The sequence below is a fragment of the Prauserella flavalba genome (assembly GCF_003202235.1).
GTDB classification, from domain to species: domain Bacteria; phylum Actinomycetota; class Actinomycetes; order Mycobacteriales; family Pseudonocardiaceae; genus Prauserella_A; species Prauserella_A flavalba.
In genome coordinates this window covers 806,275-824,510 of the sequence record NZ_MASU01000005.1, presented here as the reverse complement: position 1 = coordinate 824,510, position 18,236 = coordinate 806,275, and the positions used below count along the sequence as shown (strand labels likewise).

The 18,236-nt window shown below is 71.2% G+C and carries 19 protein-coding genes; 5 read left to right on the top strand and 14 right to left on the bottom strand.

Features of this window, described 5'->3' with window-relative positions; all coding sequences use genetic code 11:
- Positions 1 to 9: 9 nt before the first annotated feature.
- From BA062_RS11295 to BA062_RS11280, 4 genes are read right to left on the bottom strand one after another with little or no spacing between them, the layout of a single operon-like run.
- The gene (locus BA062_RS11295) at positions 10 to 2,061 is read right to left on the bottom strand and encodes a M3 family metallopeptidase (RefSeq protein WP_110335996.1); all 2,052 of its coding nucleotides are present in this window, start codon (positions 2,059 to 2,061) and stop codon (positions 10 to 12) included.
- Entirely contained in the window at positions 2,058 to 2,774 is a 717-nt protein-coding gene (locus BA062_RS11290; RefSeq protein ID WP_110335995.1) for a histidine phosphatase family protein, read from the bottom strand. Before BA062_RS11290 ends, BA062_RS11295 begins: the two co-directional genes overlap by 4 nt.
- 19 nt (positions 2,775 to 2,793) lie before the next feature.
- Positions 2,794 to 3,633 (bottom strand): undecaprenyl-diphosphate phosphatase, encoded by an 840-nt coding sequence (locus tag BA062_RS11285; RefSeq protein ID WP_110335994.1) that lies wholly within the window; start codon positions 3,631 to 3,633, stop codon positions 2,794 to 2,796.
- Positions 3,633 to 4,679, bottom strand: coding sequence for an LLM class F420-dependent oxidoreductase (locus BA062_RS11280; RefSeq protein WP_110337243.1), 1,047 nt, complete (start codon positions 4,677 to 4,679; stop codon positions 3,633 to 3,635). The genes BA062_RS11285 and BA062_RS11280 overlap by 1 nt, the downstream gene beginning before the upstream one ends.
- Before the next feature lie 85 nt (positions 4,680 to 4,764).
- On the opposite strand from BA062_RS11280, the gene BA062_RS11275 reads away from it, so the two are divergent.
- The 3 genes from BA062_RS11275 (at position 4,765) to BA062_RS11265 (ending at position 7,050) form a co-directional block, all read left to right on the top strand.
- Positions 4,765 to 5,727, top strand: coding sequence for an aldo/keto reductase (locus tag BA062_RS11275; RefSeq protein WP_168213923.1), 963 nt, complete (start codon positions 4,765 to 4,767; stop codon positions 5,725 to 5,727).
- 70 nt (positions 5,728 to 5,797) lie between these two features.
- Positions 5,798 to 6,829: a YncE family protein gene (locus BA062_RS11270; RefSeq protein WP_425452891.1), complete on the top strand. Its 1,032-nt coding sequence runs from the start codon at positions 5,798 to 5,800 to the stop codon at positions 6,827 to 6,829.
- Positions 6,826 to 7,050: a DUF5703 family protein gene (locus tag BA062_RS11265; RefSeq protein WP_110335991.1), complete on the top strand. Its 225-nt coding sequence runs from the start codon at positions 6,826 to 6,828 to the stop codon at positions 7,048 to 7,050. The genes BA062_RS11270 and BA062_RS11265 overlap by 4 nt, the downstream gene beginning before the upstream one ends.
- On the opposite strand, the gene BA062_RS11260 is transcribed toward BA062_RS11265, so the two are convergent.
- Positions 7,040 to 8,020 (bottom strand): helix-turn-helix transcriptional regulator, encoded by a 981-nt coding sequence (locus tag BA062_RS11260; RefSeq protein ID WP_210406819.1) that lies wholly within the window; start codon positions 8,018 to 8,020, stop codon positions 7,040 to 7,042. The genes BA062_RS11265 and BA062_RS11260 overlap by 11 nt on opposite strands.
- 74 nt (positions 8,021 to 8,094) lie before the next feature.
- On the opposite strand from BA062_RS11260, the gene BA062_RS11255 reads away from it, so the two are divergent.
- Together BA062_RS11255 and BA062_RS11250 are read left to right on the top strand one after the other, a co-directional pair.
- Positions 8,095 to 9,078, top strand: a complete 984-nt coding sequence (locus tag BA062_RS11255) for an ATP-binding cassette domain-containing protein (RefSeq protein ID WP_110335990.1) — start codon at positions 8,095 to 8,097, stop codon at positions 9,076 to 9,078.
- On the top strand, positions 9,075 to 9,824 hold the full coding sequence (locus BA062_RS11250; protein ID WP_110335989.1) for an ABC transporter permease: 750 nt from the start codon (positions 9,075 to 9,077) through the stop codon (positions 9,822 to 9,824). Before BA062_RS11255 ends, BA062_RS11250 begins: the two co-directional genes overlap by 4 nt.
- A gap of 66 nt (positions 9,825 to 9,890) precedes the next feature.
- Here the strand turns inward: BA062_RS11250 and BA062_RS11245 are convergent, their stop codons facing one another.
- The 9 genes from BA062_RS11245 to BA062_RS11205 all read right to left on the bottom strand — a co-directional run bounded on the left by BA062_RS11245 (position 9,891) and on the right by BA062_RS11205 (position 18,233).
- Positions 9,891 to 10,202, bottom strand: coding sequence for an EthD family reductase (locus tag BA062_RS11245; RefSeq protein WP_110335988.1), 312 nt, complete (start codon positions 10,200 to 10,202; stop codon positions 9,891 to 9,893).
- A gap of 14 nt (positions 10,203 to 10,216) precedes the next feature.
- Positions 10,217 to 11,152, bottom strand: coding sequence for an alpha/beta hydrolase (locus BA062_RS11240; protein WP_110335987.1), 936 nt, complete (start codon positions 11,150 to 11,152; stop codon positions 10,217 to 10,219).
- A gap of 12 nt (positions 11,153 to 11,164) precedes the next feature.
- The gene (locus BA062_RS11235) at positions 11,165 to 12,766 is read right to left on the bottom strand and encodes a flavin-containing monooxygenase (protein WP_146240024.1); all 1,602 of its coding nucleotides are present in this window, start codon (positions 12,764 to 12,766) and stop codon (positions 11,165 to 11,167) included.
- A 23-nt stretch (positions 12,767 to 12,789) separates the two neighbouring features.
- Positions 12,790 to 13,464, bottom strand: a complete 675-nt coding sequence (locus BA062_RS11230) for an EthD domain-containing protein (protein ID WP_110335986.1) — start codon at positions 13,462 to 13,464, stop codon at positions 12,790 to 12,792.
- A gap of 37 nt (positions 13,465 to 13,501) precedes the next feature.
- Positions 13,502 to 14,935, bottom strand: a complete 1,434-nt coding sequence (locus BA062_RS11225) for an aldehyde dehydrogenase (protein ID WP_342768899.1) — start codon at positions 14,933 to 14,935, stop codon at positions 13,502 to 13,504.
- Between the two features lie 119 nt (positions 14,936 to 15,054).
- The gene (locus BA062_RS11220) at positions 15,055 to 15,771 is read right to left on the bottom strand and encodes an ABC transporter ATP-binding protein (RefSeq protein WP_110335985.1); all 717 of its coding nucleotides are present in this window, start codon (positions 15,769 to 15,771) and stop codon (positions 15,055 to 15,057) included.
- Positions 15,764 to 16,483 (bottom strand): ABC transporter ATP-binding protein, encoded by a 720-nt coding sequence (locus tag BA062_RS11215; protein WP_110335984.1) that lies wholly within the window; start codon positions 16,481 to 16,483, stop codon positions 15,764 to 15,766. Before BA062_RS11215 ends, BA062_RS11220 begins: the two co-directional genes overlap by 8 nt.
- A complete protein-coding gene (locus BA062_RS11210; protein ID WP_110335983.1) occupies positions 16,480 to 17,346 on the bottom strand; it encodes a branched-chain amino acid ABC transporter permease in 867 nt (288 codons plus the stop codon). The genes BA062_RS11215 and BA062_RS11210 overlap by 4 nt, the downstream gene beginning before the upstream one ends.
- Entirely contained in the window at positions 17,343 to 18,233 is an 891-nt protein-coding gene (locus BA062_RS11205; protein WP_110335982.1) for a branched-chain amino acid ABC transporter permease, read from the bottom strand. The genes BA062_RS11210 and BA062_RS11205 overlap by 4 nt, the downstream gene beginning before the upstream one ends.
- Positions 18,234 to 18,236: the final 3 nt, after the last annotated feature.

Below are 18,236 nucleotides of genomic sequence, written 5' to 3'. Positions count from 1 at the left end.
GGTGAGCGGTCAGGCGCCGGTGAGGCCTCGGCGCTTCAGGAGGGGTTCGATCTCGGGGTCGCGGCCGCGGAAGGCGCGGAACGCCTCCATCGCGTCCACGCTGCCGCCCCTGGCGAGCAGCTCACGGCGGTAGTGGTCGCCGTTCTCGCGCCTGAGCCCGCCGTTCTCGCGGAACCACTCGACCGAGTCGGCGTCGAGCACCTCGCTCCAGATGTAGGAGTAGTACCCCGCCGCGTAGCCGGTGCTGAAGATGTGGGCGAAGTAGGTGCTGCGGTAGCGCGGCGGAACGGTCTCTACAGCCACGCCGGCCTTCTCCAGCGCGTCCGCCTCGAACCGCTGCACGTCACCGATCGCGGAGTCCGCGCCGATCAGGTGCCACGAGAGGTCCAGCAGCGCCGCCGCCAGGTACTCCGTGGTCGCGAAGCCCTCGCCGTACTGCCGCGACTCCTCCAGCCGTTCCACGAGCCGCGCGGGCAGCGGCTCGCCGGTGCGGTGATGGCGGGCGTAGTTGGTCAGGACCTCGGGCCACAGCGCCCACATCTCGTTGACCTGCGAGGGAAACTCCACGAAGTCACGCGGCACGCTCGTGCCCGAGAACGTCGGGTACTCGACGTCGGAGAGCAGCCCGTGCAACGCGTGGCCGAACTCGTGGAACGCCGTGGTCACCTCGTCGTAGGTCAGCAGCGTCGGCTCGCCCGCGGGCGGCTTGGCGATGTTGAGGTTGTTCACCACCACCGGCCGCTCCCCGAGCAGGCGCGACTGGTCCACGAAGGTGTTCATCCAGGCGCCGCCGCGCTTGGAGTCGCGCGTGTAGTAGTCGCCGAGGAACAGGCCGAGCGGGCTGCCGTCGGCGTCGGTCACCTCGAACACGCGCACGTCCGGGTGGTACTTCGGCAGGTCGTGGCGCTCGGTGAACGTGAGCCCGTACAGGCGGCTCGCCGCGTAGAACACGCCGTCGACGAGCACCCGCTCCAGCTCGAAGTAGGGTCGCAGCTCCGCGTCGTCGAGGTCGTAGCGGCGCCGCCGCACGCGCTCGGCGTAGTAGGCCCAGTCCCACGGCTGGAGGGTGAAGTCCTCGCCGGAGGCCCTGATCTCCTCCTGCAGCTCGGCGGCATCGGCCTGCGCGTTCGCGACGGCCACGGGCGCCAGCCGCTGCAGCAGCGACAACGCCGCGTCCGGGGTCTTCGCGGTCTGGTCCTCGATCACGTACGCGGCGTGGTGGGGGTGACCCAGCAGCGCGGCCCGCTCGGCCCGCAGCGTCGCGATCCTCGCCAGCACCCCGGCGTTGTCGTACTCGTTGCCCCGGTTGCCGCGCGAGGTCGACGCGCGGAACACCCGCTCGCGCAGGCCGCGGTCGTGCAGCGACGCCAGCGCGGGCTGGGCGGTCGGCAGGCCGAGCTTGATCAGGTACTTGCCGTCCTCACCGCGCGCGGTGGCCGCCTCGGCGGCCGCGGCGATCGCGTCGTCGGAGAGCCCGGCCAGCTCGTCGCGTGTGGACACCACGACGGCGAGGTCGTTCGTGTCGCCCAGTAGGTTGTCCTGAAAGCGCGTGGACAGCGTCGACAGTGCCTCGTTGAGCGCGCGCAGCCGCGTCTGGCTTTCCTCGGGCAGCCCGGCGCCTGCCCGCTGGAAGTCCAGGTGGTAACGCCGCAGCAGCCACGCCTGCTCCGCGTCCAGCCCGAGTGAGTCCCTGCGCTCGTAGAGCTCCTCGATGCGGGCGAACAGCTCCGGGTCGAGGTGGATGGCGTCGGAGTGGGCGGCCAGCTTCGGCGCGATCTCGGCCTGCACCGCCTGCAGCGTCTCGTTCGTGTTCGAGCCCGCGAGGTTGAAGAACACCGACGACACCCGGCCGAGCAGCCGGCCCGCCCGCTCCAGTGCCATGATCGTGTTCTCGAACGTCGGCGGCTCCGCGTTGGTCGCGATCGCGCGGACCTCCCGCGCGTGCTCGGCGATCCCGGCCTCGAACGCGGGCAGGTAGTGCTCGTCGGCGATGCGGTCGAACGGGGGCAGGCCGTAGGGCAGCTCGCTGGGGGCCAGCAGGGGGTTGTCGTGGCTTGTCACGATCGTTCCTTTCGTCCCGTCGACCCTCCGACCTCGGCATCAGAGGACAGCTTCTTCGACCTGCGCCGCTTCTTGGGTTCCGGCGGCACGATCCCGCTGAGGTCACCGGCGAGGTCGTTGACGCGCAGCACGAACGGGCGCGTCTCCGTGTAGCGCACCACCGACAGCGAGCCGGGGTCGACGACGATGCGCTGGAAGCCGTCGAGGTGCTGGCCGAGCGCGTCGGCCAGCAGCGCCTTGATCACGTCGCCGTGGCTGCACAGCAGCCACACCGCGTGGTCGCCGTGCTCGGCCGTGATGCGCGCGTCGTGCTCGCGCACGGCCGCGACGGCCCGCGACTGCACGCTCGCGAGCCCCTCCCCGCCGGGGAACACCGCAGCGGACGGGTGCGCCTGCACCACGCGCCACAGCGGTTCCTTGACGAGCGTCTTGAGCTCCCTGCCCGTCCAGTCGCCGTAGTCCACTTCGGACAGGCGGGGCTCGGTGAGCCGGTCGAGGCCGCGCGCGGTCGCGAGCGGGCCGAGCGTCTGCTTGCACCGCAGCAGCGGCGAGGTGACGAGCGCTGCCAGCGGCACCGCCGCCAGCCGGTCGACCAGCCCCTCGGCCTGGGCCCGGCCCCGCTCGTCGAGACCGACCCGGGGGGTGCGGCCGGCCAGCACCCCCGAGCCGTTGGCCGTGGAGCGGCCGTGCCGCAGCAGAATCACAGTTGCCACACGGCCACCCTACGGGTTCCTACGAACCTGCCGGTCCCGCGTTGGGGTCGAGGACACCGGTGAAGACCAGCGCGAGCAGCAGCAGGCCGAGCACGACGCGGTAGATCACGAACGGCAGGAAGCTGTTCTTCTTGATGTAGGCCATCAGCCAGGCGATCACCACGTAGCCGACGCCGAACGCCACCACCGTCGCCAGGATGGTCGGGCCCCACGCGGGTCCCTCCCCCGCCGCGATGTCGGTGAGCTGGTAGAAGCCCGAGGCCATGACGGCGGGCACCGCGAGCAGGAAGGAGTACTCAGCGGCCTCCGAGCGCTTGTAGCCGAGGAAGAGCCCACCGGTGATCGTGCCGCCCGAGCGTGAGACGCCGGGGATGAGCGCGAGCGCCTGGAAGAACCCGAACGCCAGGCCGTGCTTGACGGTGAGGTGGTCGAGGTCCCGCTGCTGCTGTCCGATCCGGTCGGCCAGCAGCAACAGCAGACCGAACACGATCAGGGTGGTCGCGGTGATCCGCAGGTCGCGGAAGGTGTGCTCGATCTCGTCCTCGAACAGCAGTCCGAGCACCGCGATCGGCAACGAGCCGACGATGATCAGCCAGCCCATCCTGGCGTACGGGTCGTGCCGGTACTCGCGGTTGTACAGCGACTTGAACCAGTGCGAGATGATGCGGCCGATCTTGCGGCTGAAGTACAGCAGCACCGCCAGCTCGGTGCCGATCTGGGTCACCGCGGTGAACGCCGCGCCCGGGTCGTCCCAGCCTGCGAACGCCGCGGTGATCCGCAGGTGGGCGCTGGAGGAGATCGGCAGGAACTCGGTGAGGCCCTGGACGAGGCCGAGGACCAGTGCTTCGAACCAGCCCATCACGCGACTCCGGCCAGGTCGAGCGCCTCGGCCGCGGTCCGCAGGGCGGTGGCCCCGGCCTCGGCGTCGGCGACGTACATGGCGACGGTCAGCGTGGTGACACCGGCGTCGGCGTAGGCAGCCATGCGCTCGGCGATCCGCTCCTTCGGGCCCAGCAGCGACGTCGCGTCGATGAACTCGAGCGGCACCGCGGCCATCGCGCCCGCGTAGTCCTTCGCGAGGTATTTCTCCTGCACCTCGGCGGCCTGCGCCTCGAAACCCATCCGGCAGGCCAGCTGGTTGTAGAAGTTCTTCTCCCTGCTGCCCATGCCGCCGAGGTACAGCGCCGCGTAGCCGCGCACGGCGTCGGCGCAGACGCGCCAGTCGGCACCGGTCACGAGCGGCACGGTGGGCGCGATGTCGAAGCCCTCCAGCGTCCGGCCCGCCTTCTCGGCGCCGGCACGCACGTGGCCGAGCTGCTCACCGGCGTGCTCGGGCGAGAAGAACACCGGCAGCCAGCCGTCGGCGATCTCGCCGGTGAGCTCCAGGTTGCGGGGTCCGATCGCCGCCAGGTAGGTCGGAATGTGGTCGCGAACGGGGTGGACGGTGAGGGCGAGCGCCTTGCCGGGACCGTCGGGCAGCGGCAGCTGGAAGTGCTTCCCGTCGTAGCGGACCCGTTCGCGCCGCAGCGCCATCCGCACGATGTCGACGTACTCGCGGGTGCGGCCGAGCGGCGAGCCGAACCGCACGCCGTGCCAGCCCTCGGAGACCTGGGGCCCCGAGACGCCGAGACCGAGCCGGAACCGGCCGCCGGAGAGCGAGTCGAGGGTGGCGGCCGTCATAGCGGTGGCCGCGGGTGTCCGCGCCGGGATCTGCAGCACCGCGCTGCCGACGTCGATCTTCGACGTCTGCGCGGCCACGAACGCGAGCACGGTGGGGGCGTCCGAGCCGTAGGCCTCCGCGGCCCACACCACCGAGTAGTCCAAGGTGTCGGCATGCTTGGCGAGTGCCAAGTTGGACGCGTCGTTGCCCGCGCCCCAGTATCCGAGGTTCAATCCCAATCGCACGGTCGCCGACACTATCGGGCGGTTGATCGCGTCCACACTTGCCTTGGTCAAGAGCCCGGATGGCCAAACTATAGGGTGGGCAGTCATGAAAAGCCGCCCGCTCGGCACCTCTGGCCTGAAGGTGTCCCGCATGGCACTGGGGACCATGTCCTGGGGTTCCGCCACCGACTCGGAAGAGGCCGCCAGCCAGCTCGTCGCGTTCGTGGACGCGGGCGGCACGCTCGTCGACACCGCCGACATCTACGCCGAGGGCGAGTGCGAGCGGATCCTGGGCTCGCTGCTCGCCGACCTGGTGCCGCGCGAGGACGTGGTGCTCGCGACCAAGGCGGTGGCCAGGCGTACCGACGGCCCGTTCGGCGGCGGCGCCTCCCGGGGCGCGCTGCTGACCGCGCTGGACGGCTCGCTGCGCAGGCTCGGTGTCGACCACGTCGACCTGTGGCAGCTGCACGCGTGGGACGGCACCGTGCCGCTGGAGGAGACGCTGTCCGCGCTCGACTTCGCCGTCAGCAGCGGCAAGGTCCGCTACGCCGGCGTGTCGAACTACTGCGGCTGGCAGCTCGCGACGGCCGCCGCGCTCCGCCCGCGCCTGATCGTCTCCACCCAGGTCGAGTACTCGCTGCTGGAGCGGGGCGTGGAGCGCGAGGTGGTGCCCGCCGCGGCCCATCACGGCATCGGCCTGCTGCCGTGGGCGCCGCTCGGCCGCGGGGTCCTGACGGGCAAGTACCGCACGGGCACGCCCGCCGATTCGCGCGGCGCGTCCACGACCTACGCCGGCTACGTCGAGCAGCACCGCACCGAGCGCGCGAGCCGGATCGTGGAGGCTGTCGCCACGGCCGCCGACGGGCTCGGCACGTCGCCGCTCGCGGTGGCGCTGGCGTGGGTTCGCGACCGGCCCGGCGTCGTCGCGCCGGTGGTCGGCGCCCGCGACACCGGCCAGCTGTCCGGTTCCCTGGCGGCCGAGGAGCTGACACTGCCCACAGCCATCAGGGCCGCGCTCGACGACGTGTCCGGGATCGAGTTCGGTTACCCGGAACGGTGGCCCAGGTAACGGCCACGTGACGTCACCACCAAGCTGCGGGATGCTGTAGGTAACCGTGTTCTTCCCCTCCGGAGGCTGTGTGTTTCCCGCCCCCTTGCGGTGGCCCACCCCCAGTGTGCGCCGGGTCGCCGTCGTTGCCGTTGCCGGAACGCTGCTCGTCAGCGGCTGCACGTCCGCAGGAGGCAGCGGAGACGACCTGCAGGTCGTCGCCAACCCGACGGCCGCCGTCGCGGCCACGTCGCCGGAGCCCTCTGCCGAGCCCGCTGGCCGCGTGCTCGCACAGCGCGCCGAGGTGACGACCCTGGCCACCTCCGGCGGGACGCTCGCCGTGGCGCTGGCCGAGCCCGCGTCGGTGCTGCTCTACGACCTCGACGACCTCACCGCGAAGCCCAGGTCGGTCGAGCTGCCGGCTCCCGCGGAGGAGCTGACCCCGGCCGACGGCGAGCTGCTGGCGAGCCTGCCCGGTGCGGGCAAGCTCGCGCGCATCGCACTGCCGTCGGGCGAGGTGCGCACCGTCGACATCAAGGGCAAGCCCGCCGCCACCGCGGTCAGGGACGGGCGGACGCTGGTGGCCGTGCGCGACCGCAAGGCCGTCGAGGTGCTCGACGGCGACCGGGCCGCCACGACGATCACCGGCGGCCTCTACAGCGCCGACGACGTGCTCGTGGCAGGCGACGCGACCCTCGTGCTGGACCGGCTCCGCACGGCCGTGTTCACCGTGGACGTCGAGGACGGCTCGATCGGCGAGGGCCTGCGGGCCGGTGACGGCGCCACCAACGCGGTCGTCGACTCCTACGGTCGGGTGCTCGTCGCCGACACCCGCGGCGACAGCCTGCTCGCCTTCGGGACCGATCCGCTGCTGCTGCGCCAGCGCTACCCGGTGCCGGGTGGGATCTACGGGATCGCCTACGACGCGAAACGGCACCTCGTCTGGGTGACACTGACCGAGCGCAACGAGGTGGTGGGCTTCGACGTGCGGGGCGGTGAGCCCACAGAAAAGTTCCGGCTACCCACCGTTCGGCAGCCGAATTCGGTTACGGTCGACGAACGGACGTCACGGGTCGTCGTCGGCTCGGCAGCCGGAGAAGGGATCCAGGTGATCGCTCTATGACACAAGCGGAAGCGGTGGTCGACGAGGACTGGGAGTACCGCCGGGTGCAGCTTCCCCCCGGCCTCTCCCGAGTCACCGCGGCCGTACAGCTCTCCATCCAGGCCGAGTTCTCCGGTTGGGAGCTGTCGAACGTACGGCTCTACTCGGACGGAACCCGCAGGGTGTGGCTGCGCAGGCGGCGCAGCCGGGCGGCGGTGGGCCTGCCCGGCCTCATGACGTAGCCCGTCCGTCCCGACCCGCGGCCGCGCCCCTGAGCAGCCGCTCCCCTGTCTCGCGCAGGTACTCGCGCAGCTCCGGCGGGCCCACGACCTCGAAGTCGGCCCCGATCGAGGCCAGCACGAGCACCGGCCATTCGAAGCTGTCGACGTTCATCGTCAGCCGGCACGACTCCTCCCCCTCCGGCTCCACGACTCCCCAGCGCTGCACCGTCCGCGCCACGTGCTCGGCGGGCGCCCGCACGAGCAGGACGGCCTCGTACTGCGTGGGCACCACGTGCACCTGCTGCCGCACGAACTCCGCGGCGTCCCCTCCCGGCAGCTCCCGCTGCCGGAACCTCGCCCCCGTCGTCGTCGGCTCGGTGAGCCGGTCGACGCGGAAGGTGCGCCAGCCGTGCTTCTCCGCGTCCCACGCCACCAGGTACCACCGGCGGCCCAGTGACACGAGCCGGTGTGGCTCCACCAGGCGGGACGTCCGTTCGCCGTCCCGCGCCGTGTAGGAGAACCGCAGGCGTTCGTCGTCGCGGCAGGCCTGGGCGAGCACCGTGAGGGCGGCGGCGTCGACGGTGGGACCGCCCGTGAACGTCGCGGGGACGGTGTACGCCTGCAGCGCGTCGACCCGGCGCCGCAGCCGCGGCGGCATGACCTGGATGACCTTGCTCAGCGCGCGCACCGAGATCTCCTCGATGCCGTCGATCGCGCCACCCGCCGCCGTGCGCAGGCCGACGGCGATCGCGACGGCCTCCTCGTCGTCGACTAGCAGCGGCGGCATCGCGGCCCCGGACCGCAGCTGGTAGCCGCCCGCGACGCCGCGGCTGGCGTCGACCGGGTAGCCGAGTTCGCGCAGCCGGTCGATGTCGCGGCGCAGCGTCCGTTCGCTGACCTCCAGCCGACCGGCGAGTTCGCTGCCCGGCCAGTACCGATGGGTCTGCAGCAGCGACAGCAGCCGCAGCATCCGTGCACTCGTGTTCGCCATGACTCCAGGTTCGCCCTCATTGCGGTCAAGAAGTGGCCGGAGTGGACTTTAGCGTGGTTCCCATGACTTCCACCATGATCCGCACGAGCGGACTGACCAGGCACTTCACCGTCAAGAAGCGGACGGTCGAGGCGGTGCGCGGGCTCGACCTGACCGTCGACGAAGGCGAGCTGGTGGCACTGCTCGGGCCCAACGGCGCCGGGAAGTCCACCACTCTGCGCATGCTCACGACGCTGCTGCGGCCCACGTCCGGCACCGCCGAGGTCGCGGGCCGCGACGTGACCCGCGACCCGCGTGGCGTGCGCGCCCGCATCGGCTACATCGGCCAGGGCAACGGCGCGGGGCACAGCCAGCGGGCCCGCGACGAGCTGCTGAGCCAGGGCCGGGCGTACGGCATGACCGTGGCCGCCGCCCGGGCCCGTGCGGACGAGCTGGTCGGCTCGCTCGACCTCGGCGCCGTCGCCGACCGCGTCGTGTCCTCGCTCTCCGGCGGGCAGCGCAGGCGCCTCGACATCGCGATGGGTCTCATCCACGCGCCGGAGCTGCTGTTCCTCGACGAGCCGTCGACCGGGCTCGACCCGCAGAACCGGGCGAACCTCGCCGAGCACGTGCGACGGCTGCGCGCCGAGCAAGGCACCACGATGGTGCTCACGACGCACTACCTCGAGGAGGCCGACCAGCTCGCCGAGCGGGTGGTGGTGATCGACCACGGCCGCGTCATCGCCGACGACACCCCCGCCCGGCTCAAGGCGGCACACGCCGGCGACCGGATCACGCTGGAGTTCGACCACGAGCAGGAGGCCGAGCGCGCCGAGGCGCGGGCACTGGGCATCGCCGAGGGCGCGCAGACCGAGCGCACCGGCACCCGTCTGGAGATCCGGATCGACGGCGGCGCCCGGCTGACCCCGAAGCTGCTGCGTGGCTTCGACGAGGCCCACATCCCCGTCGCGAGCGTGGAGGTCGCCAGGCCGACCCTCGACGACGTCTTCCTCAACCTCACCGGGCGCAGCCTCCGCGAGGAGAGCGCGGGTGCCGGCACCCAGGAGCGTGCGGCATGACCACCTTCGCCACCGACACGGCCACGGTCTTCAGCCGAGAGCTGCGGCCCGTGCTGCGCGACCCGTTCTCCGTGATCTTCTCGATGCTCCAGCCGTTGCTGTTCCTCGCGCTGTTCGCGCCGCTGCTGCCGGACACCGACGGCGGCTCGGCGCTGCAGTGGTTCGTGCCCGGCATCGTGGTGATGTCGTGTCTGTTCGGCACGTCGGCGACCGGCTCGAACCTGCTGTTCGAGATCCAGACCGGTTCGCACGAACGGATGCTCGTCTCGCCGCTGAGCAGACCGGCGCTGATCGTGGGCCGCGCGCTCAAGGAGATCGTGCCTATGTTCGCGCAGGCCGTGCTCATCGTGCTGGTCACGATCCCGTTCGGCTTCGAGTTGCACGTCGGCGGCGCGCTGGTCGCCCTCGCGATCCTCGCGCTGTTCTGCGTCGGGCTGGGTTCGCTGTCCTACACGCTGGCGCTCGCGGCGCGGAACACGGAGTGGATGTTCTGGGCGGTGCAGCAGACACTGCTGTTCCCGCTGCTGTTGCTCGCCGGCATCCTGCTGCCGATCGACGAGGCGCCGGAGTGGCTGCGCGTGGCTTCCCACCTCAACCCACTGACCTACGTGGTGGACGCCGAGCGGGCGCTGTTCAACGGCGAGCTGGTGTCGGCCACCGTCGGCTACGGGTTGCTGGCGGCCGCGGCGGTCGGCGTGCTCGGACTGTGGATCGGCACGAAAGCCATCCGCAGGGCGAGCGCCTGACCGACTGCAGTGAAGGCCACCATCACTGCGTTGAACGCAGTGATGGTGGCCTTCACTGCGGCTGTCCTAGACGGTTTTGGTCACTTCGCCGAAGACGAGCTCGAACGCGTCGGGGGTGGTGAAGTTGGCCATGTCGGCGGTACCGGCCTCACCCTCGGGCGAGCCGAGCGCGGCGAGCGCCTCCTCCTGGGTGTCCCAGTCGAGCGTCGCGACCATGAAGTGCCGCGGCGTGGAGCCGTCAGGGCTTTCGGCCACGGCCCACTCGTAGGCGCGCAGCCCCGGCAGTTTCGCCGCGAGCGGGGCGTGCACCTCCCGGTAGTGCCGCAGGAACTTCTCCGGGTCGGCGGGATGGTGGTAGGTGACGGTCATGCGGTACATGGCGGATCCTCTCCTCAGCGCCCGTCGAGGTAGGCGTTCACGTGCTCCGTGACGTAGTCGATGCCCTCCGCGCTGCCCGGCAGCACGTTGACCATCGTGAAGAACCCGTGCATCTGACCGGTGAACAGCCGCTCGTGCACGGTCACGCCCGCCTCCCGCAGCCGCCGCGCGTAGGCGGCGCCCTCGTCGCGCAGCACGTCGTGCTCGGCGACCAGCACCACGGCCGGCGGCAGCCCGCCGAGGTCGGCACAGCGCAGCGGCGACGCGTCCTCGTTGCGCCGGGCCTCCGGGTCGGCCACGTAGTGGTCCCAGAACATGATCATCGTCTCGCGGGAGAGCATGAGCTGGTTGGCGGGATCGGTGTAGGAGGCGTTGTCGAGGTCGCAGTCGGTCACCGGGTAGACCAGCACCTGCAGCAGGATCTCCGGGCCGCCCTCCCGCCTCGCGCGCCGGGTGACGATCGCCGAGAGGTTCCCGCCCGCGCTGTCACCGGCGACGACGAGTGGCAGGCGGGAGCCGAGCAGCGTCTCCTGCCGGGCGTCCAGCCAGCGCAGCGCGGCCCACGCGTCCTCGGCCGCCGTGGGGTACGGGTGCTCCGGCGCGAGCCGGTAGTCCACCAGCGCCACGGCGCAGCCGGTGCGCTGCGCCAGCTGCCTGCCCAGCGTGTCGAACTCGTCGAGCGCGCCGAGCACCCAGCCGCCGCCGTGGTAGTACACCATCAGGCCGCGCGGCTCGGCGTTCGGCACGAGCAGCCGCACGCCGACCGACCCACCGTCCTGAGTGGACACGGCGTGTTCCTCGACCCGCGCCATGTCCGGGCCGGGGCCGTAGAGGTCCTTGAGCCCGGCGCTGAGCTCACGCGCCTCGGCGGGACTCAGCTCGTGCAGTGGTTTCGCGCCGGTCTCGGCCATCTTGGCCAGGAAGTCCGCGGTCGCTTCGTCGAGAGCCATCGGGCCACCCTTCTACTTGAGCGCGAAGCCGCGGTAATCCTGCTCCGCCACCTCGTCGCACTGCTTTTCGTACGTCGCGAAACCGCCCGCGTAGGGCATGAAGATGCGCGGCTTGCCCGGCACGTTCGCGCCGAGGTACCACGACGCGGCCTTCGGGAACAACGTCATCGACGCGACCTCGTTGACGTGGTCGACCCACCCGTCCTCGGCCTCGACGGTGGGCTCGATCGTGCGGTAGCCGTGCGTGCGCAGGTGCTCGATGCACCGGCCGGTCCACTCGACGTGCTGCTCGATCGCGGTGACCATGTTGGTCAGCACCGAGGGACTGCCCGGTCCGGCCAGCAGGAACAGGTTCGGGAACCCGGCGGTGCCGAGGCCGAGGTAGGTCCTCGGGCCCGCGCCCCATTTCTCGGCGAGCACGGCGCCGTCACGGCCACGGATGTCGATCCGGTTGACGGCACCCGTCATGGCGTCGAATCCGGTGGCCAGCACGAGGCAGTCGAGCTCCACCTCGCCCCGCGCCGTGCGGACCCCGTTCGCCGTCACGGTCTCCAGCGCGTCGCGGCGCAGGTCGACGAGGGTGACGTTGTCGCGGTTGAAGGTCTCGTAGTAGTCGGTGTCGACGCAGATGCGCTTGGTGCCCAGCGGGTACTCCCACGGCAGCAGCCGCTCGGCGACCTCGGGGTCGGTCACCCGCTCGCGGATCTTCTGCCGCACGAAGTCCGAGACCGTGTCGTTGGCCCGCTGGTCGGCCATCAGGTCCGCGTACGCGCCCAGGATGCCGAAGCCGCCCTTGGTGTAGCGGCTCTCGTACTCCCGCTGCCGCTGCTCCTCGTCCACGTCGTGGGCGGACTGCGGGTTGTCGCCGCGCACGATCCCGGCCTCCGAGGCCCGGTTCTGCCTGCGCCGCTCGGCGTAGTTCGTCTTGATCTCGCGCTCCCACTCGGGGTCGAGCGGGCCGTTGAACGCGGGAACCGAGAACGCGGGCGTGCGCTGGAACACGGTGACGTGCCCGGCTTCCTGGGCGATCATCGGAATCGCCTGCACACCCGAGGAGCCGGTGCCGAAGACACCGACGCGCCTGCCGCTGAAGTCCACACCGGACTCCGGCCAGGTGGCCGTGTGGTACACCGGGCCGCGGAAGTCGTCGAGGCCGGGGATCTCCGGCGCCTTCGGCACCGAGAGACAGCCGGTGGCCAGGATGCAGTACCTGGCCGTGAGCCGGTCACCGGCCTCCGTGCGGACCGTCCACGTGGCACTGGGGGTGTCGTATTGTGCGGCCACCACCCTGGTGTCGAACGTGATGTCCTTGCGCAGGTCGAAGCGGTCGGCCACGTGGGCGAGGTAGCGCTGGATCTCCGGCTGCGCCGGGTAGCGCTCGGTCCACTTCCACTCCTGCTGCAGGTCCTCGTCGAACGAGTACGAGTAGTCGAGGCTCTCCACGTCACAGCGCGCGCCGGGATACCGGTTCCAGTACCAGGTGCCGCCCACGTCGGAGCCTGCCTCGAGCACCCGCGCGGTCAGTCCGCGCCTGCGCAGCTCGTAGAGCATGTACAGGCCGGAGAAACCGGCCCCGACGACGATCGCGTCGAACTCGGTGGTCGTCTCTGCCATTGAAGTGTGTTCTCCCGGCTCTCTCAGCGCAGCCTGCGCTCGGTGGCGATGTAGGTGACGGATGCGGTGGAATCGCACGTGGTGGGTTCGAGTAGTTCGCGCCAGGCCCTGGGGTCGCGGACCGGTGCGGCACGCAGCGCGCCGAGGTCGGCGAACCAGAGCTCACGTACGGCGTCGAAGGCGGGCTCGCCCGCGGCGTAGCTTTCCGGGATGCTCCGGGAGCGCACGTGCCGCAACGCGCCCACGGCCCGGCCGCGATCGGCGTCCGCGTCGTCGTGCCAGGCCGCGTCGAACCCCTGCTGGCCGAGCCCGGGTGCGCGGCGCAGGAGCCGGATCAGCTTGACCCCCTGGGCGTCACCGGGACCCGTGGCGCCATCGACGGCGTCCTCGGTGGTGAGCAGGAACGCGAGCTTGGGGATGTCCATGAAGTGGACCTGGTCGGCCTCCGCCTCGGCGTAGGCGGGGTCGTCCTGCAGCTTGAGCGCCGACTCCACGTCGTCGAGCCAGACCTCGGGAATCCCGTGGTAAGGCGCGTCGATGAGGTCGTCGGCCGCCGCGAGCCGTGCGTTCTGCACCGCGTGGCGGATCACCGAGATGGCGAGGGTGAGCGGATCTCCGTGGGGCTTGTGCCAGTGCGCGTCGAACTGTTCGAGGGACAGCTGCGGCAGCTTGGTCAGCAAGGCCATCGTCTTGATCACAGGGTGCTCCTCGTCGTTGAGTAGCAGCGGAAGGTGCTCAGGCGTACTGGATGAGCTTGGTCTCGAGGTAGGCGGAGAGGCCCTCGACGTTGCCCTCGCGGCCGAGGCCGGACTGCTTGTAGCCGCCGAAGGGCTGTACGACGCACATGCCCCAGCTGTTGATGGAGATCTGGCCGGTGCGGATGCGCCTGGCGATCTGCTCGGCGAGCGCGGCGTCGCGGGCGTACACGGCGCCGGAGAGCCCGTAGTCGGAGTCGTTGGCGATGTCGACGGCCTCGTCGATGCTGTCGAACGGGATCACGCACACGACGGGGCCGAAGATCTCCTCGCGGGCGATTCGCATGTCGTTGCTGACGTCGGCGAACAGCGTCGGCTGGACGTAGAAGCCCCGGTCCAACCCCTCGGGCCTGCCGCCGCCGGTGACCAGCCGGGCGCCCTCGTCCAGTCCGATCCGGATGTAGTTCTCGACCCGCTCGCGCTGACGTTCGGCGGCGAGCGGCCCGAGTACGGTGTCGGGCTGAAGCGGGTCGCCGACCTTGAGCGCTTCGAGCGCGGGCACCATCGCGTCGAGCAGTTCCTGCTGCCGTTCGCGGGGCACGAGGATGCGGGTGAGCGCGGCGCAGACCTGCCCGGAGTGGCCGATGCCGGCGAAGAGCAGTGTCGGCAGCACCTGGTCGAGCGGGATGTCGTCGGCGATGATCCCGGCCGACTTGCCGCCGAGCTCGAGCGTGACCCTGGTGACGCGCTCGCCGCACAGGCTCATGATCCGCTTGCCCGCGGCGGTGCTGCCGGTGAAGGCGACCTTGTCGACGCCGGGGTGGCGCACGAGATACTCCCCCACCTCACGTCCGGCGGGCAGCACGCTGACCACGCCCTCGGGCAGGCCGGCGGCCTCGAGCGCCTCGGCCAGCAGCATGACGCTGACCGGGCCTTCCGGCGCGGGCTTGAGCACCACGGTGCAGCCCGCGGCGAGCGCGGGGCCGATCTTGAGCGACGCGGTGGCGACGGGACCGTTCCAGGGGATGATGGTGGCGACCACGCCCACCGGCTCGTGCACGAGCCTGCCGTTGCCGTCGGCCCAGGTGCGCTCCTCTTCGAACGCGAACCTCTCGTGCAGGGTGGACACGTCGTCCCACATCTTCAGCGCGTTCTGGTGGAACGCCGTGCTCACGGCGGTCGGCGCGCCGATCTCGGCGGTGAACGCGGCGGCCATCTCGTCGAAGCGCTTCTCCACCTCCTTGCCGACCCGGGCGAGGATCGCACCGCGCTCGGCGGGGCTCATGCGCGGCCACGGTCCCTCGTCGAACGCCTTCCTGGCGGCGGCCACCGCGGCGTCCACATCGGCTTCCCTCGCCTCGGGAACCGTGGCCAGCACCTCTTCGGTGCTGGGCGAGACCACGTCGATGACGTGCTCGCTGGACGGCTCGACCCACCTGCCCCCGATGAACAGCCGCCGGTAGCTCTTGATCACGATCAGCTCCTCGTCGTCTTCACGTCGTCGTGACGGGTGACACACAGACACCTTGGGTGCCCGCGAAAATCAAGTCAAGGATTTCCCTGATATTCATAGCAAGCAATTTGCGAAACCACTCAACCGGTGAGCGCGGCGTCCCCGAGGAACGCCCGCACCACCGACGCATGCGAACGGGCCTCGGCCGCCGAACCGTGGAACACGGCCTCGCCTCGGGCCAGCACCACCACGTCGTCGGCGATCTCCAGGCCCAGTTCGGCGTTCTGCTCCACGACGAGCAGCGCGATGCCGGAGTCGGCCATCTCCCGCACGGCGCCGAGCACCGATTCGACCATCGCGGGCGCCAGTCCCATCGACGGTTCGTCGAGCAGCATCACCCTCGGCGAGGACATGAGCGCCCTGCCGAACGCGAGCATCTGCTGCTCGCCACCGGAGAGCAGCCCCGCCGCGCCCCGCCGTCGCTCGCGCAGCACGGGGAACATCGCGTAGACGTGTTCCATCGTCTGCTGTGCCTGCGCGCGCGGCGCCGTATAGCCGCCGAGCACGAGGTTCTCCTCCACGGTCAGCGGCGCGAACACGCGCCTGCCCTCCGGCACGAGCACGAGCCCGTCGCGCACGATCCGGTGCGGCGCCCTGCCGACGATCGGGGCTCCGCCGAGCCGGACCTCGCCCGAGCGCACCGGGACGAGCCCGGCCACCGCACGCAACGTCGTGCTCTTGCCCGCACCGTTGGCCCCGAGCACGAGGGTCACCCGCCCCTCGCTCGCCCGCGCACTGACGCCCCGTACCGCCTCCACCGAGCCGTAACTCACCCGCAGGTCCTCGATCTCAAGCATGGGCACGCCACTTCTTTCCCAGGTAGGCCCGCTGGACGTCGGGGTCGGTGACCACCTCGGCGGGACTGCCGTGCGCCACCACGGCGCCGAAGTTCATCGCCACGAGGTCGTCGCAGGTGTCGATCATCAGCTGCACGTCGTGCTCGACGAGCAACTGCGTCAGGCCCTCGTCGCGCAGCCTGCGCAGCAACTCTGAGATCTCCTGCCGCTCGGCCTGGTTCATCCCGGCCGTCGGCTCGTCGAGTAGCAGCAGCCGGGGAGAGGTCGCCAGCGCGCGGGCGATCTCGACCCGCCGGGACATGCCGTACGACAGCTCACCCGGCCTGGCCCGCACGACGTCGCCGAGGCCGGTGCGCTCGATCGCGTCGTCGACGACCCCGGCGGGAGCCCGCCTGCGCAGGTCCGCGCCGAGGCGCACGTTCTCGGCCACGGTGAGATCCGGCAGCAGGCGCACGGTCTGGAACGTGCGGGCGACCCCGCGCCGCGCGAGGCTCGCCGGTGCCGCGTTCTGGTACTCGGCGCCGTCGAGCAGCAGAGTGCCACGCGTGAGCGGCACGAGCCGGGTCAGCGCCGCGAGCAGCGTGCTCTTGCCGGACCCGTTGGGCCCGAGCAGCCCGCAGATGCGGCCGGGCTCCAGCGCGAGGTCGACGCCGTCGACCGCCTTGATGCCGCCGTAGTGCACGGCGACGTCGCGGGCCTCGATCACCGTCATGGCCTGCCTCCCGGAAGGGCGGGGCGGCGCAGCCGCCGCACGAAGTCCTGTGCCAGCCCGAGGATCCCGGTCGGCACGAAGATCGCCGCCACGGCGACCACGACGCCGTAGACGAGGGTCTGCCACTCGCCGACGAACGCGAGCACGGTGGGCAGCCACGTGAAGACGACGGCGCCGATCAGCGCTCCCGCCCACGACCGTGAGCCGCCCACGATGATCATCGTCAGCGCCAGCACCACGAGGTGGAACCCGACCTCCTCGGGCGTGACCGTGGTGCGCAGCAACGTGTTCATGGCACCGGCGCACGCCCCGAGCAGCCCGCCGACCACGAACGACAGCTGCCGGATCGCGGTGACGGGAACGCCGACGGACACGGCCAGCTCGGGATCCTCGCGCACGGCGTCGATCCACCGGCCGGGCCTGCCCCGCTCGGACAGCGCCAGCAGCACCACCGCCGCCACGGCGACCGCCACCACGTGCCCCGTCTGCAGGTCGCTGACCGCGCCGAACAGGCCCTGCGCCCCACCGGTCAGCTCGCCGCCGTTGATCACGGCGACGGAGAGGATGAGGCTGTAGGCGATCGTGGCCATGCCGAGGTAGAGCCCGGACAGCCGCGCGAGCACGAGCGCCAGCAGGTAGGCGATCACGGCCGCCAGCAGCATGCCGGCGCCGATCGCGGCGAACGGCGGCCAGCCGAGCTGCAGCGTCACGATCGCGGCGGTGTAGGCGCCGATGCCGTAGCTGCCGATGCCGGCCAGCGAGAACACCCCGGCCCGGAACGGCACCTGGATGCTCAGCGCCAGCAGCAGGCTGATGAACATGGACTGGATCAGCACCACGTTCGCCTCGTACCAGGCGATCATGTGCGACGCACCTCCTTGCGCCCGAAGAGCCCGCGCGGCCGCAGCACGAGCACGGCGAAGATCAGCCCGAACGACACGGCGTCGACCCACATGCCCGAGGTCTGCGTGAGCACGACGGTCTCGGCGAGCGCGAGGATCATCGCCCCGGCCACCGCGCCGCCGATCGAGCCGATGCCGCCGAGCACGATCGCGGCGAACGCCTTGATGAGGAACCCGTCGCCGCTCTCGGCGGCGATCGAACCGAGGTAGTAGGTGAGCAGCACGCCCGCGATGCCGGCGAGCGCACCGGCCACCGCCATCGTCGCGACCGCCAGCCCGCGGCGGTTGACGCCCATCATCGTGGCGACCTCGGCGTCGACGCCGATCGAGCGCAGCGCGAGGCCGGTGCGGGCGGAGCGCAGCCACCAGGCGAGCACGCCCGTCAGCACCGCCGCGGCACCGAGGATCACCAGCTGCACGTTGGTGAGCTGCACCGGGCCGAGCCGGTACACCTCGACCTGGAACGTGCTGCCGGTGAACCCGAAGGGCACGCTCTTGGTGGCGTGCTGGGCGATCGCCAGCGGGATCGTCGCGATGCCGATGCCGCCGACCAGGATCTGCAGCTCCGCCCGCCGGTGGTCACGGGCCCGGCGCTGGATGGGCTCGAACGCGAGCACCTGCGCCAGCACCGACAGCGCCGCGCCCACCGCCGTGCCGATTAGCAGCACCAGCGGCAACGGCAGCGCGACCTGCCCCACGAGCAGATGCCCGGTGAACGCCGCGAACATGAAGATCGAGCCGTGGGCGAAGTTCAGGATGCCGATCGTGCCCCACGCCAGGCTCATGCCGAGCGCGAAGAGCAGGTACAGCGAGCCCAGCGTCAGCGCGTTGAGCAGGTTCTGCGCCATGAC

Bases quoted from the DNA above. Each gene is read 5' to 3' on its own strand.
- BA062_RS11285 (WP_110335994.1), bottom strand. From the start codon at position 3,633: ATGGGCTGGTTCGAAGCACTGGTCCTCGGCCTCGTCCAGGGCCTCACC.
- BA062_RS11275 (WP_168213923.1), top strand. From the start codon at position 4,765: ATGAAAAGCCGCCCGCTCGGCACCTCTGGCCTGAAGGTGTCCCGCATG.
- BA062_RS11265 (WP_110335991.1), top strand. From the start codon at position 6,826: ATGACACAAGCGGAAGCGGTGGTCGACGAGGACTGGGAGTACCGCCGG.
- BA062_RS11260 (WP_210406819.1), bottom strand. From the start codon at position 8,020: ATGGCGAACACGAGTGCACGGATGCTGCGGCTGCTGTCGCTGCTGCAG.
- BA062_RS11255 (WP_110335990.1), top strand. From the start codon at position 8,095: ATGATCCGCACGAGCGGACTGACCAGGCACTTCACCGTCAAGAAGCGG.
- BA062_RS11250 (WP_110335989.1), top strand. From the start codon at position 9,075: ATGACCACCTTCGCCACCGACACGGCCACGGTCTTCAGCCGAGAGCTG.
- BA062_RS11245 (WP_110335988.1), bottom strand. From the start codon at position 10,202: ATGTACCGCATGACCGTCACCTACCACCATCCCGCCGACCCGGAGAAG.
- BA062_RS11240 (WP_110335987.1), bottom strand. From the start codon at position 11,152: ATGGCTCTCGACGAAGCGACCGCGGACTTCCTGGCCAAGATGGCCGAG.
- BA062_RS11235 (WP_146240024.1), bottom strand. From the start codon at position 12,766: ATGGCAGAGACGACCACCGAGTTCGACGCGATCGTCGTCGGGGCCGGT.
- BA062_RS11220 (WP_110335985.1), bottom strand. From the start codon at position 15,771: ATGCTTGAGATCGAGGACCTGCGGGTGAGTTACGGCTCGGTGGAGGCG.
- BA062_RS11215 (WP_110335984.1), bottom strand. From the start codon at position 16,483: ATGACGGTGATCGAGGCCCGCGACGTCGCCGTGCACTACGGCGGCATC.
- BA062_RS11210 (WP_110335983.1), bottom strand. From the start codon at position 17,346: ATGATCGCCTGGTACGAGGCGAACGTGGTGCTGATCCAGTCCATGTTC.
- BA062_RS11205 (WP_110335982.1), bottom strand. From the start codon at position 18,233: ATGGCGCAGAACCTGCTCAACGCGCTGACGCTGGGCTCGCTGTACCTG.